Origin of the sequence: Oryzomonas sagensis (assembly GCF_008802355.1) — a bacterium.
GTDB lineage: Bacteria > Desulfobacterota > Desulfuromonadia > Geobacterales > Pseudopelobacteraceae > Oryzomonas > Oryzomonas sagensis.
The window spans coordinates 467,243-486,124 of sequence record NZ_VZRA01000002.1; the positions used below are offsets into that span (position 1 = coordinate 467,243).

At 56.9% G+C, this 18,882-nt stretch carries 16 protein-coding genes and 1 tRNA gene; 8 read left to right on the top strand and 9 right to left on the bottom strand.

All coding sequences use genetic code 11. The features are described from left to right. The first annotated feature begins 127 nt into the window (after positions 1 to 127). The 4 genes from F6V30_RS10025 (at position 128) to F6V30_RS10040 (ending at position 4,345) form a co-directional block, all read left to right on the top strand. Positions 128 to 1,360, top strand: coding sequence for a hypothetical protein (locus F6V30_RS10025; RefSeq protein ID WP_151156832.1), 1,233 nt, complete (start codon positions 128 to 130; stop codon positions 1,358 to 1,360). A 99-nt stretch (positions 1,361 to 1,459) separates the two neighbouring features. Continuing rightward, entirely contained in the window at positions 1,460 to 2,626 is a 1,167-nt protein-coding gene (gene chrA, locus F6V30_RS10030) for a chromate efflux transporter (RefSeq protein WP_218043323.1), read from the top strand. 38 nt (positions 2,627 to 2,664) lie between these two features. Beyond that, the gene (locus tag F6V30_RS10035) at positions 2,665 to 3,309 is read left to right on the top strand and encodes a 3-keto-alpha-glucoside-1,2-lyase-like domain-containing protein (protein ID WP_151156833.1); all 645 of its coding nucleotides are present in this window, start codon (positions 2,665 to 2,667) and stop codon (positions 3,307 to 3,309) included. A gap of 175 nt (positions 3,310 to 3,484) precedes the next feature. Further along, on the top strand, positions 3,485 to 4,345 hold the full coding sequence (locus F6V30_RS10040) for a diguanylate cyclase (RefSeq protein WP_151156834.1): 861 nt from the start codon (positions 3,485 to 3,487) through the stop codon (positions 4,343 to 4,345). A gap of 18 nt (positions 4,346 to 4,363) precedes the next feature. Here F6V30_RS10040 and F6V30_RS10045 read toward each other — a convergent pair whose 3' ends face one another. Continuing rightward, positions 4,364 to 6,172 carry an asparagine synthetase B family protein gene (locus F6V30_RS10045; protein WP_151156835.1) on the bottom strand — a complete coding sequence of 603 codons (1,809 nt, stop codon included), beginning with the start codon at positions 6,170 to 6,172 and terminating at the stop codon, positions 4,364 to 4,366. 477 nt (positions 6,173 to 6,649) lie between these two features. Between F6V30_RS10045 and F6V30_RS10050 the strand changes: the two genes are divergently transcribed. Further along, entirely contained in the window at positions 6,650 to 8,494 is a 1,845-nt protein-coding gene (locus F6V30_RS10050) for a carbon starvation CstA family protein (protein ID WP_151156836.1), read from the top strand. A 193-nt stretch (positions 8,495 to 8,687) separates the two neighbouring features. On the opposite strand, the gene F6V30_RS10055 is transcribed toward F6V30_RS10050, so the two are convergent. The 7 genes from F6V30_RS10055 to surE all read right to left on the bottom strand — a co-directional run bounded on the left by F6V30_RS10055 (position 8,688) and on the right by surE (position 14,810). Then, the gene (locus tag F6V30_RS10055; protein WP_246163442.1) at positions 8,688 to 9,368 is read right to left on the bottom strand and encodes a glycosyltransferase family 2 protein; all 681 of its coding nucleotides are present in this window, start codon (positions 9,366 to 9,368) and stop codon (positions 8,688 to 8,690) included. A gap of 100 nt (positions 9,369 to 9,468) precedes the next feature. Continuing rightward, entirely contained in the window at positions 9,469 to 11,007 is a 1,539-nt protein-coding gene (locus F6V30_RS10060; RefSeq protein WP_151156838.1) for a glycosyltransferase family 39 protein, read from the bottom strand. A gap of 450 nt (positions 11,008 to 11,457) precedes the next feature. Then, a tRNA-Arg gene (locus F6V30_RS10065) sits at positions 11,458 to 11,534 on the bottom strand. Positions 11,535 to 11,595: 61 nt separating this feature from the next. After that, a complete protein-coding gene (locus F6V30_RS10070; RefSeq protein WP_151156839.1) occupies positions 11,596 to 12,111 on the bottom strand; it encodes an adenine phosphoribosyltransferase in 516 nt (171 codons plus the stop codon). A 224-nt stretch (positions 12,112 to 12,335) separates the two neighbouring features. Continuing rightward, positions 12,336 to 13,319 carry a sigma-70 family RNA polymerase sigma factor gene (locus F6V30_RS10075; protein ID WP_151156840.1) on the bottom strand — a complete coding sequence of 328 codons (984 nt, stop codon included), beginning with the start codon at positions 13,317 to 13,319 and terminating at the stop codon, positions 12,336 to 12,338. Positions 13,320 to 13,336: 17 nt separating this feature from the next. Next, positions 13,337 to 13,999 carry a protein-L-isoaspartate(D-aspartate) O-methyltransferase gene (locus tag F6V30_RS10080; RefSeq protein WP_151156841.1) on the bottom strand — a complete coding sequence of 221 codons (663 nt, stop codon included), beginning with the start codon at positions 13,997 to 13,999 and terminating at the stop codon, positions 13,337 to 13,339. Between the two features lie 61 nt (positions 14,000 to 14,060). Further along, on the bottom strand, positions 14,061 to 14,810 hold the full coding sequence (surE, locus tag F6V30_RS10085; protein ID WP_151156842.1) for a 5'/3'-nucleotidase SurE: 750 nt from the start codon (positions 14,808 to 14,810) through the stop codon (positions 14,061 to 14,063). A 315-nt stretch (positions 14,811 to 15,125) separates the two neighbouring features. On the opposite strand from surE, the gene F6V30_RS10090 reads away from it, so the two are divergent. Continuing rightward, positions 15,126 to 16,112, top strand: a complete 987-nt coding sequence (locus tag F6V30_RS10090) for an NAD(P)H-quinone oxidoreductase (protein ID WP_151156843.1) — start codon at positions 15,126 to 15,128, stop codon at positions 16,110 to 16,112. Between the two features lie 213 nt (positions 16,113 to 16,325). Beyond that, a complete protein-coding gene (locus F6V30_RS10095) occupies positions 16,326 to 16,859 on the top strand; it encodes a YkgJ family cysteine cluster protein (RefSeq protein WP_151156844.1) in 534 nt (177 codons plus the stop codon). Positions 16,860 to 16,865: 6 nt separating this feature from the next. Here F6V30_RS10095 and F6V30_RS10100 read toward each other — a convergent pair whose 3' ends face one another. After that, on the bottom strand, positions 16,866 to 17,498 hold the full coding sequence (locus F6V30_RS10100) for a hypothetical protein (RefSeq protein WP_151156845.1): 633 nt from the start codon (positions 17,496 to 17,498) through the stop codon (positions 16,866 to 16,868). A 129-nt stretch (positions 17,499 to 17,627) separates the two neighbouring features. Here F6V30_RS10100 and F6V30_RS10105 point away from each other — a divergent pair, with 129 nt between their 5' ends. After that, positions 17,628 to 18,809 carry a class I SAM-dependent rRNA methyltransferase gene (locus tag F6V30_RS10105; protein ID WP_151156846.1) on the top strand — a complete coding sequence of 394 codons (1,182 nt, stop codon included), beginning with the start codon at positions 17,628 to 17,630 and terminating at the stop codon, positions 18,807 to 18,809. The last annotated feature ends 73 nt before the right edge of the window (positions 18,810 to 18,882 follow it).

Consider the following 18,882-nt stretch of genomic DNA (forward strand, 5'->3'; position numbering starts at 1 on the left):
GGTTTGGAAGGCCGGGCCTGCACCCGCCGGGATTTTCCCCTGGCCCGGAAGAAGCCGCGCGTCTGCGTGCCGCCCCACCTACCCCCAGTCGTCACGTTTTACCTGACAAACATGAAAGGAGCACCCGATGAAAAATGGCATTACATCAGGCGTTGTATCGACCGTGGCGGCAGTTCTGGTATCGCTCACCGTGTCGGCCGTGGCAGGAGCGGAAGGGATGGCGTCCCCCGAGGGGACCGCAACGCCCTCCGAAACATGCGGGGGATGCCACAAGGCGATCTATCGGGAGTTTGCCTTTGGCTTCGGGAGCGACATTCATTACAAGCCAACGACGATACCGGCAGCACCGAATCAAAAACTGACCATGCCCGCGAATATTTCGGATACCGCCACAGCCCATGCCTTTGCCGGTGTCGAACCGTATCCCATCCACTCCCGCGAGGCCGAAGAGGGGGGAAAATCCTGCAACGTCTGCCACTTCCCGGAACCGTTCGCCATACCGGCCATGGGTGTCGAGGAGATGACCAAGCCGAAAGCGCGGCCAAAAGGCAAAGAGGCCGGAGGGCTGACCTGCGCCAGTTGCCACCTGACGCCTGAAGGCGTGATCCGCGGACCCCACGCCGTGAAGGCCCCCCACGCGACCGTTGCCGACCCCGCCATCCAGACCTCCGCCATGTGCGCCTATTGCCACAGCATGGGCAAGCGGGTGCCCGGCAAGCAGACCCAGACCTTCCTGGAGTGGCGGGATGACTTCAATAAGCCCGGCCTCGGCAAACAGCACTGCCAGGATTGCCACATGCCCCGTACCGTCCGCAAGGTGGCGGAAGATTTCGATAACCCGGCACGGGCCGTTGCCCGGCATCTCTGGACCGGCGGGCGTTCCCAGCAGCGGCTTGCCAGCGCACTCAGTCTGGCCATCAGCCAGCAGGATAAAGGACGATCCGATCTGTCGTTCCATGTCATCAATGTGGGCGCCGGACATTCGGTGCCCACAGGCTCCAACCGCCGGGCCATATACCTGAACGTGGAGATTATGGACAAAGACGGCAAAAATGTTGCCCGGAACGAGTGGATGTTTGCCCCGTGGTATGGTGCCCGCCCCGATGACAAGAAATTCCTGGAAGAGGATAAAAAACGGCCGGACGCGAAAGCGGCCATGCAGGCCGATGCCCAGGGCCCCCATGAAGAGATCATCCGTGCGGGTGAGGAGCGGATTCTTCCCTGGACGCCGAAGTTGCCGGCCGGCGAGTATACCGTACGGGCACGCCTCGTCTACGACCTCAACCGGTACAACGACGAGTCGTTCACCGACGACCAGACCGAGATCAACAGCGCCATCCTTGCCTTCAGGGTGCGGTGAGGCCGCTTATGGCCGTTACCATGCATGACAGGCCACATCAGCGTCTCTTTCCGACGGTGCACATGGGGCTGTGAAAACAGAACCATCGGGGAGATCGAAATGCTGGAGAAACCGGCTGACATGATTGCAACGATACCGCTGAAACCAGCCGGACTGTGGGAGCTTGTCGGTTACTTTCTCCGCCTCGGCGCCTTCGGCTTTGGCGGGCCGATAGCCCTTGCCGGATACATGCAGCGCGACTTGATTCCCCGCGGCTGGATTACCGAAGAAGAGTATCTCCAGGGTCTTGCCTTTGCGCAGATGATGCCCGGCCCCCTTGCCGCCCAGTTAGCCATGTGGATAGGGTTTATCCGTCATGGGGCGGCAGGGGCCTCCCTGGTGGGAATCGCCTTCATTCTCCCCGCCTTCCTGATCGTTGTCGCCATCTCCTTCTTCTACGTGGCCTACCAGGGGCTTGCGGTCGTGCAGGCGCTTTTCTACGGCATTGGCCCGGTGGTGATCGCCATAGTCGCGCACTCCGCCGTCCGCCTCGCCAAAAGCACGGTCGGCGCAGAGCGCCGCATGTGGCTCATCTTTGGCATCGTTGCACTGATAACGATGGTGTCCCGCACCGAAATCGCCCTGCTGTTCGTTATTTCCGGTTTGATCGGCATTCTGCTCTATAGCCCGCCTGCAAGCTGGAAAAGGCGGGGAAATCTGATTCCTGCGGTTCTGGTCGCTTTTACCGGTTTATCGGCTACGGCGCCGCTCCTCTGGAAGTTGGGAGGCTTTTTCGTCAAGGCGGGGGCGTTTACCTTCGGCAGCGGCCTTGCCATCGTCCCGTTTTTGCACCAGGGAGTCGTTCTCAATTACCACTGGCTTACCGAACGACAGTTCCTCGATGCCGTTGCGGTCGGGATCATAACACCGGGTCCGGTGGTCATAACCGCAACCTTCGTCGGCTATCTCGTGGCCGGATTATGGGGTGCGTTCATCGCGGCGGCCGGGGTGTTCCTGCCGGTTTATTTGTTTGTCCTGTTCATTGGCCGGTACATTATCCGTTACCGTGAACATCCCGCATTGAAAGGGTTCGTCAAAGGCGCCACAGCGGCGGCTTCGGGGGCAATCGCAGGCGCAGCCGTCATTCTCGGGCAAGGCTCGATTATCGACGTCCCCACGGCGGCCATCGGCATTGTCAGCCTCCTGCTCATCCGGCGCTGGAGGCTGCCGGAACCGGTACTCATACTTGGGGGCGCTGTTGTGGGCTTTGTGCTGTTTAAGGGCTGAAACCGAAAAAAAGGCCGATTGGCCCCTGAGGAGGATCCATGAAAAGGAGAGCAGTCTGTGGGAGCATCTGCATAATGGTTGCACTGACGGCGGGCGGTAGCACGTGTTGGGCCGCGGAGGCCGCCACGGCAAGCCAGTGGACCTTCGACAGGGAGCAGGCGGGGAAGCTTCCGGCCGGGGCGACGGTCTTTGCCGGAAAATGGGCCGTTCGAGGGGAGCCCGGCGCGCCGAGTGCGCCGAATGCCCTCTGCCAGACCGGCTACTCCGACTATCCCGCGCTCTCCCTGGGGGACAAGGTCTACGGCGACGTGACGATCGCCACCCAATTCAAGGCGATCTCGGGCAGCGGCGACCGGGCCGCAGGAATCATTTTTCGTATCAGGGACAAGGACAACTACTACATTCTGAGGGCCAACGCCCTGGAAGATAACGTCAACATTTATACGTATGCAGGTGGCAGGCGCAGATCCGTCCGTGAAGGTTCGGCCAAGGTGCCCTCCGGCACATGGCAGGAGTTGCGGGTGGAGGTCCGGGGAAACCGCATTCGCGGTTTCCTGAACAACAAACAGGTCGTTGAGGCTATTGACGATACCTTCAAGGCCGGGAAGGTAGGGTTATGGACCAAAGCGGATTCCGTCACCTGTTTCGACAACGTCCGGGTCAACCCGGCGAAACCGGAATAGGGGCCTTGCTGTCTGTTTTCCCTTTTTGGGGTGCGGATAGGGGGCAAGGGGAAGGACAGCAAGATTTGCGGCAGCGTCATAAAGATTTTCGGCCCTCCCGTGAAAAATAGTACTAAGATATTGAAACAGTGAGAAAATATGGCATGATTTATCCAACTAACCTCTCCGGGTGAACATGGTGCATAAACAGGAAACCGTCTCGTCCCGCTATTTCGACTACCTCTACCGGCTGGGGAGCACCGTCAATGCCGCCATCGGGCTGTTATGCTGCGTGCTCCTCGGGGCTGTGGACGTTCTGACGCCGCCGGAATACATGTTTTCCTTTCTCTACCTCCTCCCCATCTCCTTTACCACCTGGTTTGCCGGCAAACGCGCGGGCCTGCTGGCTTCCATAACGTGCACCGCCATTCTGGCGCGGTACAACTTTCAGGCGGACATGCTCGCCGCTATATGGAACAACCTGTCGACGCTCGGCATCTTCTGCGTCGTCGCCGTCATGGTGTGCAAGATCCATCAGCTTCTGGACAACGAACGGATTCTGTCCCGCACCGATGCGCTGACCGGGGCAATGAACCTCCGAGCGTTCACCGAACTTGTGGAGTATGAAATATTGCGCTTGCGGCGCGACTATAGGCCCTTTTCCCTTGCCTATTTCGATATCGACAACTTTAAAAAGGTGAATGACAGGTACGGGCACCGCCAGGGTGACGAACTGCTCAAGTCGGTGGTAAGCTGCCTGAGGGAAAAGATACGGAGGACGGATATCATCGCCAGGCTGGGCGGGGACGAATTCACCATCTTTTTCCCCTCGACGGACCATGAGGCGGTGAAGACGGTAACGCTGGATCTGGTGAAGTCACTGGACCGGCTGGCGAAACTCAACAAGTGGCCCACCACCATCAGCATGGGGGTCGTAACCTGTTCGGACGGGGGATGCAAACTCGACGACCTCATATCGACGGCGGACAAGCTCATGTACGACGTGAAGCGTGCCGGGAAAAACGGCGTTGAATATGCCGTGTATCCGCGGGCGTAACGGGACAAACCTGAAAGGCTATTCCTGATACCCCAGAGCATTCACCCCGGCCAGATAGTGCGCAAATCTCTCAGCCGCCTTTATTTTCAGGAACGTTGTGGTCGTCAAATAACGCGTGGACAACGGGTCGCTCAGCACCTGTCTGCCATACGTCTCCATAATCTGATTGCTCTTGAGCTTCCTGTCATCCGGCAATATCGCACTCTCGCGTTTTTTGCCGCCTTTTACCCAGTGGTACAACTTTTTTGCCGGTTCGATGCATGCGGAAGGTAAAACCGCATGGGCAAGACGAGACAGAAACGTCTGCTTATAACCATCCAGGAATTCCAACTCGAAAGTCGTGCGATTAATTTTTGCCGGCCTATGTGTGGTGCATACGGGCAGGTCTAAGAGCTCCGGCATCAGGGTATGAATGAGCCGTATCTGGAATACATCGTTCGATCGATACTCGAACGGCATCTCTAACAGTGAATCGTGCAGACACTTCAACGCCAATGGGTCAATATAGTGGCAAAACTCGTTGGCAAAGTTCAGGAACCTTGCATCGGTGCGGATGTAAAGGAAAAGGGCCGCTCTTACGAAGGTTTCTAATGGCGCTCCATCATCAGGATATTCTATCCGGCCGCGGCGCAAGCCCTCTCTCGCATCCTGGATGAATTCGGATCTATAGAGTTCCCGGCAAGGAAGATCAGGGCTCTTGCCTTCGGCAGACATATTGAAATCAATGAGGTCATCGATTGTATAGTTTCTCTGCGCTTGCGCCCATGGCCTCCTGCATGCCGTAATAACGCCGCGTCCGCCGAGCAGGAGATCGGGATAAGGTGAAATGCCGCCGCTCAATCCCGCTAACAACGACCGGGAAGCTCCATAAACCTCATACTGGAAGCCGTAAGTCCGGAATAACTCCTGTAACATATTTTGATGGTATGGCTGTTCTCCGGACCAGTCCAGTAGCTGGAAAGGGAGGTTGAATGTTTTGGCGATTTTTGTTGCAATTTCAAGATCGATTGGGCGGTCGTCGGTCAGGTCGCTGTTTCCGACTCCATACATGATTTTAGGAGCCGCCCCCTGATCCAATAACGCCGCCAGGACGGTTCTTGAATCGCGTCCGCCTGTTCCGAAAAGCCCAACAGAGCCGACCGCCGTTATCTCGCGGAACACCGCCTGGACCTCGGATTTATACCCATCAACCGCATCGGAAATCGATGAATATTTTTGCCCGGCAGTAGGGGTATCCGGTAGATCAGTTACTTTGAACTCTCCATCGTTAAGGTCGACAGTTATCGCCTGGGTGCCGAAAAGTCGCCTCACTCCCCTGTAGAAAGTCTCTTCTCCCAGGGTGCAGCTCTCAAATGCGGTCATGACCAGTTTTAGTGGATTTATTCTCCGCTCTGGCAACATCTGCGCACAGATATCGAGCGAATTCGAAATATTCCAGCACGAATCCATAGCGGAGTAATACAGAGAAATCGCACCCTGAGGATCGGTGAAGACGGTTATTTTATTTTGATGCCTGATCGCGACGGCGTAGTGGCCGATTGCCTTTGAGCGTACCGCTTCAATGCCACTGTTGACGAAATCGGCATAGAAGTCCCGAAGCGCCGAAGGACCAAGCCTGGACCGGTAAATGATCGTGCCGGCTGAGCATATCCAATCGTCTTCTCCACAGGTAACAAGGTTATCGGTGCCGACGGCGCGCTTTCTGTATGCCTGAACATGGCAGTTATGGGTGGAAAGATACCCTGATGAGCTCAGACCCGCTCTCTTGCATGCGTTTTCGGCTTGTCGATGCGAATTCTCGTTTGATGTCAGGTACCATCGAGCCATTTTCCCCTCCCCCACGACGTGCAAACTTTTTGCCTGCTAAGGGTTTGTTCACTCCATAAGCACTTCTGTCGGGATAGCCGCCGCTGACGGACCATTTTCGAGTTGCCGCCCCATCAAACCCACAGTCATAATTTTACCCCATACAAGTATAAATTCAAATGCAGTTTCAGCATGTTAGAAATGTCGCCACGATCCAGAAAATGTTGAAATAATTAACACCATGATGCCGGTTCCCCAACCATCCCCTCATCACACAAAGAAAGGCCCTCGGAACATCTCCACGGGCCTTTTTTGCATCAATTTGACACATCCATACCACGGTTGTATGCTGCCACCTGCACGGAAGAACATCAGTTGACTGGGTTTCGGCGTTATTGACGTGCCGGCGTTACCAATTGTGCCTCAAGCCGCAAATGCAATCCCCCCAATAAGGGAGCAGGGTAAAGCTCCCGAAACAGCGCAAGAAAGGCCTGACCGATGAGTGTCCTCTATCTTCTCATATCCTCCCTCTGTATCCTTGCCCTGGCGTACCGCTACTATTCCGCCTTCATTGCCGCCAGGGTCCTGATGCTGGACGACCGCAACATTACGCCGGCGATTACCTGCAACGACGGCAAGGATTATGTCCCGACCAACAAGTGGGTGGTCTTCGGACATCACTTCGCCGCCATTGCTGGGGCGGGGCCGCTCATCGGGCCGACGCTGGCGGCACAGTACGGCTGGGGCCCCGGCTTCTTCTGGATTCTGCTGGGCTCGGTCTTCGCCGGCTGCGTCCACGACATGATCATCCTCTTTGCCTCGGTCCGCCACCAGGGGCAATCCCTGGCGGTCATCGCCCAAAAGGATGTGAGCAAGCTCACCGGCATTACCACCGCATTCGTTACCCTGTTCATCATCATCGTGGCCCTGGCCGGCCTGGCCGTGGCCGTGGCCAATGCGCTGTTCAACAACCCCTGGGGCGTCTTCATCATCGCCATGACCATCCCCATCGCCATGCTCACCGGGGTCTACATGTTCAGGATCAGGCCGGGCGCCATCCTGTCCGGGACGACCTTCGGCGTTATCGCCATACTGGCAGCCGTGTATTTCGGGGGACCGGTCGCCCAGTCATCCGTCGCCGGATGGTTCACCTTCAGCAAGCAGAATCTGTCGATCATCCTGCCGCTGTACGGATTTTGCGCGGCGGCGCTGCCGGTGTGGCTTTTGCTCGCGCCGCGCGACTATCTCAGCACCTACATGAAGATCGCCGTGATCGGGGGGCTGGCGATGGGGCTGTTCTTTGTGAATCCCACCGTGCAGATGCCCTTCGCGACCCGCTTCATTGCCGGCGGCGGCCCGATCATCCCCGGCCCGGTCTGGCCGTACGTCTTCATCACCATCGCCTGCGGCGCCATCTCCGGGTTCCACGCCCTGATCGGCTCCGGCACGACCCCCAAGATGCTGGAACGGGAAGGGCAGATCCGTCTGATCGGGTACGGCGCCATGCTGACGGAAGCATTCATCGGCGTGATGGCGCTTCTGGCCGCCGTCACGCTGGTGCCCAACGACTACTTCGCCATCAACTCCTCGGCCGCGGCCTTTGCCAAGCTCAACATGCCGGTGCAGAACCTGCCGGAGCTGTGCCGCCTGGTGGGCCTGGACGTTGCCCACCGCCCCGGCGGCGCGATCTCGCTGGCGGTCGGCACGGCGTACATCTTCTCCCACGTCGGCGCGGGATTGCAGCATACGATGAAGTACTGGTTCCAGTTCATCATCATGTTCGAGGCGCTGTTCATTCTGACCACGATAGACGCGGGGACCCGGGTGGCGCGCTACATCCTGCAGGATATCCTGGGAAAGGTCTATGCCCCGCTCAAGCAGACCGACTGGATACCGGGGGTGGTGCTGACCAGCGGCGGCGTTTCCTTTGCCTGGGGGTATATCCTCTACACGGGCGATGTCTCCTCCATCTGGCCCCTGTTCGGCGTGACCAACCAGACGCTGGCGGCGCTGGCGCTGGCCATCGGGACCACGATCATCCTCAGGATCTCGGCCAAGAAGCGGTACGCGCTGATCACGGCGGTGCCGTGCGCCTTTGTCACGGTGACCACCTTCGCGGCGGCCTTTATGAATATCCAGCTCTACCTGGCCCAGGGCATGATACTCAACACCGTGCTCAGCGTCGTGATCATCGTCCTGGTGACGGTCATCATCGTGGAAAACCTGCGCGTCTGGCTCACCCTCCTCAAAACGGAAAAACCGCTCGGCATGAACGATGAACGGGAACATATCTACTGCCCGGTGGTCCCTGCCCATGCGCCGGATGACCTGCCGCTGGCCTGAAAGGCCGGAGGAGGGGCAAAGGTGCAAGCCTGGCCTGGACTTCTCCCGGTCTGATGAGGGTGGGCAGGGGTAATACCTGCTCTCTACTCTCGCCTCTGGGGAGCACTTTCAAACATTTCGTTTCGTTTGTCGTCAGCATCTGCAAAATGTTTAAATGTCAAACGAGACCCCTCGGGGCCTTCCAAGGAGGAGGTCAACGAAACAAATTATATTTAAGAATACAGCGCAATGCCGAAATGCCATCCTTCCAGCCTATTTTTTTCCCTTCAGAATAATTCCTTCCTGAATAAGAAATACCGGTTTCATAAATGCGTAAGTTTAATCGTGCAATCTTTGCTGTAAATTCAGGTTCAAAACCGAAACGGTTTTCTTCAATATAAATATTTCCCAAAATTTCTCGGCGGAAAGCCTTGTAACACGTCTCCATATCAGTCAGGTTTAGGTTTGTTAGTATATTTGAGAGCATGGTAAGGAATTTATTTCCGACCATATGCCAGAAGAAAAGTACTCGACGATATTCACCGGTTACAAAACGAGATCCATAGACAACATCCGCCTTGCCATCAAGAATAGGTTGGATGAGCTTCGAGTATTGTTGAGGGTCATATTCTAGGTCGGCATCCTGTATGATTACAATATCGCCTGTCACATGATTAAACCCTGTCCTGAGAGCAGCCCCCTTGCCTTTATTAAAGTCATGGTATAGGACCTTTGCAATGCCATTGTCCAAAGTCCGAAGAATATCCCGGGTACCGTCAGTTGAATAGTCGTCTATTAATATGATTTCTTTTTCTAAAGTAACTGAGCTGACCAGATTGAGTAACTCCAGGATGGTGTTTTTTTCGTTATAAACAGGTATGACAACTGATAGCATCACAAATTACCCCTTAGATTATGCATGAGTACAATATCAAAGTTATTATGAGCTAAATTAGTCGCGTAATGATGCCTCACTCGTGATGCTGAATTTTAAGTCAGCTATTTGAATGTATATAAATATTTTTACCACAAGCACACAAAACAATTATCATTAAAAGTGGTACCAATATTCCTTTATAAGTGTGGTTGATATAATTTAAATAGAGCCATTTAAAATCAAAAATATTCATGTATGGTTGAGAAAGTACATCATTATTGTTTGCTAGATATGTTTTTTCAACATAGTTGTAGTTTGATAATTTTTTAGCGGAATCATAAACGAATTTGACATGATACAAAATCGGCGATCTGCGCCAGTTAAAATAGGTCTCCGTTGGTGGTTCTTGAATGGGCTGCACTCCGTCACCTTGTGCGATGTCAAATTTTATATTTTCGTTAAGTTTCAAATAATTAAAGTACCTGTAAGGGCTTATCGATATTGCTGTGATCTGAATTGCCGCCCCTAAAATTACACCCGCGACAATGAAGGTTTTGAGCTTTCCGGACGGGTTGGAAAGTATGGAGGCTATGGGAATTATGAAATAGGGAATAGTAGCCAGGAGAAATCGTGGCCCCCACGCCCAGTCCCCATGCCAAAACAAATATTTCGAGTAAAAAGCAAAGTAGGAAATGATGAGAGTGACAAAGCAGAGTGCTATTTTGAAATTTAATTTAAAAAAACAGTAAACTGATATGAAAAAGAATAACGTAGGGGGTGAATAAAAGAAGAAGCCTTTTCCTGGGCTGAAGAGAAGCCCGGTTAAGCCAATAATAGTATTTGTGCCAGCAAAAATATTTAGCCCCCACTTTGTTGCCATGATTCCATAGCCGGTTTCAAATACTGAACCAAATCTATAATAATTATACCACATGTTCAAGGCTGCAAATGGAGTCAGGCATATACAAAAAAGGCAAATACATGTTACTATTTGTTTTAGCTTGTCTTGATAAAACTCGCTAAAGATATATTCTAAGAGCAGTAATGTAAGTACTGCTGGAATAGCAATGACTGCATTTATTCGTGTTATGACAGCCATGCCGATAGAAAAGGCTGAATAAATTATATATGAAGTTTTTTGGGTAATTGTGTGCTTGTGCATGCAATAAACTGAAAAAAGTATAAAGAGTGTTTCAATGCTTTGATCACCTGGGTCTTTAGCATAGTAGCAGGCCATTGTAGTAAAACCATAAATAAAAGATATTGTCAGGCTGATACGTTTTGAATATCCAATGGAAGATGTAAATACATACATTAAGCAGTTTGTAGATGCGCTGATGGTCACATTTACCAATGGTATCAATGTCGCCGGTTCAATATGTAACAATTTACCTAAAAGGTAAAACGGAATACCCAGCAACACGGAACCTATTCCAAACCAAGAATAATCTCGACCATCAACGCCTTTGACGCCGCTACCAGTTGGGACGTTGAAATCGAAGTGATTTGTTAGAGACGACAAAACATCAACTCTAGCCTGGCCGACATCAAAGATATTCAGACCCGATAAAATCAGTAAGTAAAAAGCTAACGAAAATAGAAAAATGTCGATAATTAGCAGGTTGCTACTTCTGTCACTACTGTTTGAGTTCATCATATTTTTATCCGCCGCCGAATAAAGCTATCCGAACTTGACTGCATGACAGTCGCAAAACCATTGTGATGGGCTTTTTAATGGTGCGCCTCCAAAATCGGAAGATGCTCCTTGCACAAAAAGAATCAGCATCACGCGACGTTGCCCCTGACACGTTTCAAAATTATTGCATAATTTTTTTGCTGCGCAAGCCGACTCCCTAAATTACTGCTTAACAATATTTCTGGTAGGGCGCATGGTTAACGCAAATTCATGAAAATTCCTGAGGGAGTGTTGTGAGTTGGCGTAAGTGGAGATAGGATGCCGATTATCCAGCAGGTGTGTGCGTTAAATATTGACTAGGCCACCTATGTGACCGGAATCACTATGTGTGGTGTGGTTGATCTTTTAGACCTTAAAAGCATTTAATAGAAAAGGCCCCTGCAAATATTTTTGCAGGGGCCTGTTTTTTATTGGCGTCCCCGAGACGATTCGAACGTCCGACCCCTTCCTTAGGAGGGAAGTGCTCTATCCTGCTGAGCTACGGGGACAGATAGAAATGAGGGACTTTTATAGCAGAGTTGCGCCCCGGTTTCAAGCGAAACGCTCGCCTCAGAACTTGAGCAGCGAGAAAACCTTACCCTCGGGCAGCCTTTTGCGCCCTTCCAGGAATTCCAACTCGGCCATGAAGCAGCAATCAACCAACTCACCCCCCATGCTCTGCACCAGATCCACCACCGCAGACATGGTGCCGCCGGTGGCCAACAGGTCGTCGGCGATCAGGATGCGCTCGCCCGGCTTGATGGCGTCCTTGTGGATCTCCAGGGTGTCGGTGCCGTATTCCAGGGCATAGGTCTTGCTGAAGGTCTCCGAGGGGAGCTTGCCCGGTTTGCGCACCAGCACGATGCCGGCCCCCAGTTTGTAGGCCAGGGCCGAACCGATGATGAAACCGCGGGCCTCCACGCCGATCACCTTGTCCACGCGCTTGCCGATGTAGTGGTGGGACAGCAGGTCGATCATACGGTGGTAGGATTTGGCGTCCTGCAGCAGGGTGGTGATATCCTTGAAGACGATCCCCTTCTTGGGAAAGTCGTGGATGTCGCGGATGATGCTCTTCAACTCGTCCATCAGGTTTGTGCTCCTTATCGGTAGGTAAATTCGCTACGTGTGCGTGGTGCCAAACGGTTTATCCGGGAAAAACCTCTTGCCACGGAGAGTGGGGCAAAATTCAAGAAACTCCAAAAACATCTGGTTGGAATGGTACTTTTATCCAAAAGTTTTTGCTTTCTCTGTGGACCTCTGTGTCTCCGTGTCTCTGTGGCGGATGTCAGCCTTTTTCTTTTCTCCAGGTCTCAGCTCTCCGAGAGCTTACGCAGTTTTTCCAGGCACTTGGCCTCGATCTGGCGGATGCGTTCCCGGGTGACGCCGAAGCTCTGGCCGATGGTGTCCAAGGTCTGGGGCTCCTTGTCGTCCAGGCCGAACCGCAGGGTCAGGATCTTCTGCTCGTTCTCGGTCAGGTCCTCGAAGAGGCGGGAGATCAGCTCGAAGCGGTTGACGTTCTCCAAAAGGTCGGACGGCGACACCAGAGAGTTGTCCTCGATGGTGTCGATGAGGAAGAAGTCGTTGCCGTCCCCGATGGGGGTCTCCATGGAACAGGTGCGCCGCAGCAGGGTCATGAGCCGGCGGGTGTAGGCCACCTTGGCCTTCATGGCGTCGGCCACCTCCTGGACGGACGGCTCCCGTTGCAGGGTCTGGGAGAGGGCGCGGGTGACCTTGAGCATGCGGTTGATGTCGTCGGAGACGTGGACCGGCAGGCGGATCGTCCGGGACTGGTTGACCAGGGAGCGTTCGATGGCCTGGCGGATCCACCAGGTGGCGTAGGTGGAGAAGCGGCACTCCTTGGCCAGGTTGAACCGTTCCACCGCCTTGATCAACCCGAGGTTTCCCTCCTCGATCAGGTCCAGGAAGGGGAGGCCGCGGTTGATGTAGCGTTTGGCGATCTTGACCACCAGCCGCAGGTTGGACTCGATCATCTTGTCCCGGGCGGCCTTGTCCCCCTTTTCGATGCTGCGGGCCAAGGCCTTCTCCGCCTCGGCGGTCAGCAGGGGGGTGCGCTGGATGTCCCGCAGGTAGATCTTGATGGCGTCGTCGAAGCTCTCCAGCTCTTCTGGGGGGAGCTTCTCTTCAACCGCCTCTTCCTCTTCTTCGGCGGCCGCTTCGTCGTCCGGGAATTCCAGCGGCTCGTCCACATCGTCCAGGGCCAGGGTCACGCCGACCGTGGGCTCTTTTTCCAGAAAGATGTTGTTTTCCGTATCCAGAAGGTGGTCACGCTGCATGGTCGGCCCTCGCTCTTTTACGTGCGCTCTATCTGCCATCCTTGTCGCCCGATCAGGGGGACGAAACGGCAGCCGACCGATGCTTCGGTCACCAGGGTTCCGTCCGGTTCCTTCACGACCCTGAGCAGGCGTTGCTCGATCTCGTTCCCCACCGGGATCACCAACCTGCCCCCCACGGCCAATTGGTCGGTGAGCACGCTCGGCACGTCGGGAGCCCCGGCCGTCACCATGATGGCGTCGAAGGGGGCCTCTTCCTCCCAGCCGATGGGGCTGTCGTGACTGTCGTTGATCTTCAGCTTAACATTGAAAAGCCCGAGGGAATCCAGGCATTTCCTGGCCCGCATAGCCAGGGGGCGGATGCGCTCGGCGGTGCAGACCCGGTCGGCCAGGGTCGCCAGGATGGCGGTCTGGTAGCCGGAGCCGGTGCCGATCTCCAGCACCTTCTCCGTGCCGGTCAGGCCCAAGAGTTCGGTCATCAGGGCCACCATGAAGGGCTGGGAGATGGTCTGCTTTTCGCCGATGGGAAGGGGGGTGTCGCTGTAGGCCTGGGCGGCGAAGGCCTCCTGGACGAAGATGTGACGCGGGATCTTGAGCATGGCGTCGATGACCCGGCGGTCGTCGATGCCGCGCGCGATGATCTGCTCCTTGACCATCCGTTTTCTGGCGATATCGTAGTTCATGGTTGTGCGCCCCGTAAGAAGGCGGCACTATACCAAAGGCGTGCGGGTATGTCCAGTCGCGTCACAGGGGCCATTGGGAAAGAACCTTCAGGGAGTCGTGGTTGGTCAGGTCCAGGTGGAGCGGCGTGACGGATACGTGCTTGCGGTTGATGGCATGGAAGTCGGTCCCCTCTTCGTCGTTGAATGCCGGCTCCACGCTGCCGATCCAGTAGTATTTGCGCCCCCGGGGGTCGGTCTTGTCGATGATCGTACCCACGAAGGAGCGTTTGCCCTGGCGGGTGATGAGCGTGGGCTGCATCTCTTCGGCCGGGCAGTTGGGGATGTTGACGTTGAGGAAGGTGTCGGCCGGCAGGCCGTTGGCCGTGACCTGGCGGGCGATGCCCAGGGCCACCCGGGCGGCTGCGTCGAAGTGCCCCTGGCGTTCGAAGGCAAGGGTGGCCAGGGAGACGGCGATGGCCGGGATGCCCATGAGATTGGCCTCCATGGCGGCCGCCACGGTGCCCGAATAGGTCACGTCGTCCCCCAGGTTGGCGCCGTGGTTGATGCCGGAGACCACCAGGTCGGGGCGATGGGGGAGCAGGCTGTGGATGGCCATGTTGACGCAGTCGGTGGGGGTGCCGTCCACGGCGTAGAACCCCTTGCGCAGCTCGAAGACCCGCAGCGGCGCGTGCAGGGTGAGGGAGTGGCCGACGGCGCTCCGTTCCCGATCCGGTGCGACGACCGTCACGGTCCCCAGTTCGCCCAGGGCCGCAGCCAGGGCGATGATGCCGGGAGCGTTGATGCCGTCGTCGTTTGTGACCATGATGTGCATGGAATAGATCCTGTGTGGCGTGTTGCGATACCAAACAGTTATCGCACAGAAACGGGGCATAAATCAAGGTGTGGATTGCCCCGTCCCGGAAGCCGCGCCTGAGCCCGTGACGCCCTCACGGCTTCGCTCGCTCCTCTGCCTCTGTCCTGGCGTGGCCGGTCGTGTTTCCATCAGGGCGGAGGACGAACGGCGCAGGCGGCATGGCGCACCCGGTTCATGTTTTGTGTTTACAAAATAATCCTAACTGGGTACATTCGGAAGCAAACATGGTTTTGAAGGATAGGACATCCATACGCATATCGGGAGGTTAGGACTATGAAAGCGGTTTTGATGGAAGGTTTCGGCGGCGTGGAGGTGCTCAAGGTGGGCGAGGTGGCACGCCCGGTCCCGGGCGAGGGGCAGGTGCTGATCAAGGTGCACGCCACCAGCGTCAACCGTCCCGATCTGGTGCAGCGCGAGGGTAAATACCCGCCGCCGCCGGGGGATTCGGAGATTCTGGGCCTGGAGGTCGCAGGCACGGTGGAGGAGGTGGGGACGGGGGTCACCGGCTGGCAGGTGGGGCAGCGGGTCGTGTCCCTGGTGGGCGGGGGGGGATATGCGGAATACGCCGTGGCCTATGCCTGCCACCTGATGCCCATCCCGGAGTCCATGTCCTTCGAGGAGGCGGCCTGTATCTGCGAGTCCTACATCACCGCGTTTCTGAACGTCTTTATGATCGGCGAGTTCCAGGACCGGCAGACCGCCATCCTGCACGGCGGGGGGGGCGGCGTCAATACGGCGGCGATCCAGCTCTGCCGGGCCCTTGCCCCGTCCAGCAAGCTGATCGTGACCGCGTCGCCGGAGAAGATGGAGCGGGTGCGTCAGGTGGGCGCGGATTTCCTGATCAATTTCCGGGAGACCCCGGATTTTACCGAGGTGGTGAAGGAGTACACCAACAAGAAGGGGGTGGACCTGATCCTGGACCACGTGGGGGCCAAGTACCTGGCGCCCAACATGAACTCCCTGGCCTACAAGGGGCGGTTGGTGATCATCGGCGTGGTCAGCGGCATCAAGGCCGAGCTCAACCTGGCCCTGATGATGGTGAAGCGGCAGCAGATCATCGGCTCGGTGCTCCGGTCCCGGCCGGTCGCGGAAAAGGGGGAGATCGTGGCCGAGTTCACCCGCCGCGCCCTGCCCAAGTTCGCCGACCGCACCATTGTGCCGATCATCGAGAAGGTCTTCACCATCGACCAGGTGGTGGATGCCCACCGCATGATGGAAGAGGACAAGCACTTCGGCAAGATCGTCCTGAAGATCCAGTAGTATCTAATTCCCTCCCTCAGCGTGGGAGGGGCAGACGGTGAACTGCGGATGGCTACCGCCCCCGGCCCCTCCTAAACTAGGAGGGGAGGAAAAACGCCCGGATATTTCCCCTCCTTGATAAGGAGGGGGAAGGGGGTGGTTGAGGATACTGTCCGTTGTTACGGCGTTTGCCCCCCTTTTTATTTCTCAAAGGATGTGGTAACTCAATTGCCTATGGACGATCTCTTACACAACTACCGCCAATTGATCGCGCGCATCGACGCCCTCTGCCGCGGCATCGTGGATGCCCTGGGGGAGCAGATCACCTGCTCCGAGGGGTGCAGCGACTGCTGCACGGCCATCAATCTCTTTCCGGTGGAGGCGGCCTCGCTGGCCGCGGCCCTGGAAGCGCTGCCCGAGGAGGAGGCGGAGGAGATCCGGCGCTACGTGGCCGAACACGCGGAGGATGAGCGTTGCCCGCTGCTCCGCAATCACCGCTGCCTCTTGTACGCCGCCCGTCCGGTGGTCTGCCGCACCCACGGTCTCCCCATCATCTACGGCACGGGGCAGGAGCGGCGCATCGACTACTGCCCCCTCAATCTGACCGAGAGCGAATCGCTCCCCGGTTCCGTGATCATCGATCTGGACAACCTCAACTCGCTCCTGGTGGCGGTCAATGCGCTCTTTCTGTCCCAGTCGGACGCCCAGGACATGCCCGAACGGTTCACCATCGTCGAGGCGCTCTTGAAACGCACCGATCCCCGTTGACCTGTTTTACCCCTTTGCCGGGTAATAGTAACTCATGCATAGGTCGCACAGGCCGTGGCTGGTCCGCTCCGGCGGCTGGCTGACCCACGCGGGAATCCAGTCCCAGCGGCCTTCGAGTTGCTGGTGCCTGATGCGGCGGCAGGCGGCGCACTGGATGACCAACTCGTGTTCGTTGTGGTAGGGGGCCGAATTGGCGCTCGGTTCCACCGGCACGGTGCCCCGGACCGTGTGGGGCATCTCCACCACCAGGGAGTTGGCAATCAACAGGCCCTGGCCCCCCTTCAGCCGAAAGAGCAGCATGGCGAATTTCCGGTAGATTTCGGCGCTTGAACACTCGTACTCGTGGCTGATGCTGTAGGGGCGGGCCGTTACGGTGGTAATGGCCCTGGTGAAAAGTTCGCGGTAGAAGGGGCGCAACTCCGGGGTGGTGACCTCCAACACCGACCTGCCGAGGCATTCCGGGGACATGAGCCACGGGGCGCCGCCGTTTTCCCGGGCAAAGCGCACCCACCCCTCGTTGAAGTACGCCAGCCTGAAATCGGGCCAGACCCCGTAGATGATCTCGCTGCCGTTCCCCTGCCACCCTGTTTCCATGAAATCCAGCAGCCGGTCGAAACCGGGGACGCATACGCCGTTCATGCCTTCCTGCCTTTCCGGCGCATCGCCGATAAGTGCTGATTTATCATCAATAATGGTGTACAAACGACAGGCTGTCAAGCGGCCGCGCCCCTTTCGGCGGCAATTGCCAATATCAACCGAGGATACCTTATGATTCGCATTGTTTTGCATAAGAACGAGGACAAACGCATCAAGTCCGGCCACCCCTGGGTGTTCAGCAACGAAATCCGCGAGGTGTCCGACAAGGGCGCCGCTCCCGGTGCGGCGGCCGAACTGTACGACGCCGGCGGCGGTTTCATCGGCTGCGGCCATTACAACCCCCGTTCCCTCATCGCCTTCCGCCTCCTCTCGCGCCACCAGACGGACCTGGACCAGCCCGAATTCTACGAGCAGCGCGTGGCCTGCGCCCTGGCCCACCGCCGGGTTCTCTATCCCGGCATGGCCACCTTCCGGGCCGTGTACGGGGAGAGCGATTTCCTCCCCGGCCTGGTGGTGGACAAATACGGCGACCACCTGTCGGTGCAGTTCCTCTCCGCCGGTATGGACGTGCGCCGGGCGCTGGTGGTGGAGGCGCTGCAGCGGGTCTTTGCCCCGGCCGGGATCATCGCCAGAAACGACGTGGGGGTGCGGCAGCTTGAAGGGCTGGAGGAACGGGTGGAGGTGCTGGCGGGGGAAATCCCCGACCTGGTGGAAATGGAGGAGAACGGCCTCCGCTTCCAGGTGAACCTGCGGGAGGGGCAGAAGACCGGCGGCTTCCTGGACCAGAAGGAAAACCACCTGCTGCTCAAGGGCATCAGCGAGGGGAAAACAGTGCTGGACTGCTTCTGCTACACCGGAAGTTGGGCCGTGCACGCCGCCTCCTTCGGCGCGGCGTCGGCCTTGGGGATCGACATCTCGGCCCGGGCCGTGGCCCAGGCCGCCCGTAACGCGGAACTGAACGGCCTGGCCGGCCGGGCGACCTTTGAGGAGTGCGACGCCTTCGAGCGCCTCCGCTCCCTGCACCACGAGGGGCGGCGTTTCGGGGTGGTGGTCATGGACCCGCCCGCCTTTGTGAAAAGCCGCAAGAACATCGCCGAGGCCACCAAGGGGTATCTCACCGTCAACCGCCGCGCCCTGGAACTCCTGGAGCCGGGCGGCTACCTGATCACCTGCTCCTGCTCCTATCACATGGGGCGGGAGCCGTTCCGCGATCTGCTGACCCAGGCCGCCCGCCTGGCCAAACGCGAGGTGCGCCTGGTTTCGGCCCGCGCCCAGGCTCCGGACCACCCGGTCCTGCTCTCCTTCCCGGAGTCGGAGTACCTCAAGTGCTTCGTGGTGCAGGCGGTGGAGTAGGGGACAGGGGTTGATGGGACCTATGAGTTTTATGAGTCTTATAGGTCCCAGAGGGGGAGGAGCGAGGTGCCTC

Excerpts from the sequence above, each read along its gene's own strand:
- F6V30_RS10050 (WP_151156836.1), top strand. The coding sequence starts at position 6,650 with ATGAGTGTCCTCTATCTTCTCATATCCTCCCTCTGTATCCTTGCCCTG.
- chrA (WP_218043323.1), top strand. The coding sequence starts at position 1,460 with ATGCTGGAGAAACCGGCTGACATGATTGCAACGATACCGCTGAAACCA.
- F6V30_RS10060 (WP_151156838.1), bottom strand. The coding sequence starts at position 11,007 with ATGATGAACTCAAACAGTAGTGACAGAAGTAGCAACCTGCTAATTATC.
- surE (WP_151156842.1), bottom strand. The coding sequence starts at position 14,810 with ATGCACATCATGGTCACAAACGACGACGGCATCAACGCTCCCGGCATC.
- F6V30_RS10035 (WP_151156833.1), top strand. The coding sequence starts at position 2,665 with ATGAAAAGGAGAGCAGTCTGTGGGAGCATCTGCATAATGGTTGCACTG.
- F6V30_RS10045 (WP_151156835.1), bottom strand. The coding sequence starts at position 6,172 with ATGGCTCGATGGTACCTGACATCAAACGAGAATTCGCATCGACAAGCC.
- F6V30_RS10025 (WP_151156832.1), top strand. The coding sequence starts at position 128 with ATGAAAAATGGCATTACATCAGGCGTTGTATCGACCGTGGCGGCAGTT.
- F6V30_RS10075 (WP_151156840.1), bottom strand. The coding sequence starts at position 13,319 with ATGCAGCGTGACCACCTTCTGGATACGGAAAACAACATCTTTCTGGAA.
- F6V30_RS10070 (WP_151156839.1), bottom strand. The coding sequence starts at position 12,111 with ATGGACGAGTTGAAGAGCATCATCCGCGACATCCACGACTTTCCCAAG.
- F6V30_RS10105 (WP_151156846.1), top strand. The coding sequence starts at position 17,628 with ATGATTCGCATTGTTTTGCATAAGAACGAGGACAAACGCATCAAGTCC.
- F6V30_RS10090 (WP_151156843.1), top strand. The coding sequence starts at position 15,126 with ATGAAAGCGGTTTTGATGGAAGGTTTCGGCGGCGTGGAGGTGCTCAAG.
- F6V30_RS10040 (WP_151156834.1), top strand. The coding sequence starts at position 3,485 with ATGGTGCATAAACAGGAAACCGTCTCGTCCCGCTATTTCGACTACCTC.
- F6V30_RS10080 (WP_151156841.1), bottom strand. The coding sequence starts at position 13,999 with ATGAACTACGATATCGCCAGAAAACGGATGGTCAAGGAGCAGATCATC.
- F6V30_RS10055 (WP_246163442.1), bottom strand. The coding sequence starts at position 9,368 with ATGCTATCAGTTGTCATACCTGTTTATAACGAAAAAAACACCATCCTG.
- F6V30_RS10095 (WP_151156844.1), top strand. The coding sequence starts at position 16,326 with ATGGACGATCTCTTACACAACTACCGCCAATTGATCGCGCGCATCGAC.
- F6V30_RS10100 (WP_151156845.1), bottom strand. The coding sequence starts at position 17,498 with ATGAACGGCGTATGCGTCCCCGGTTTCGACCGGCTGCTGGATTTCATG.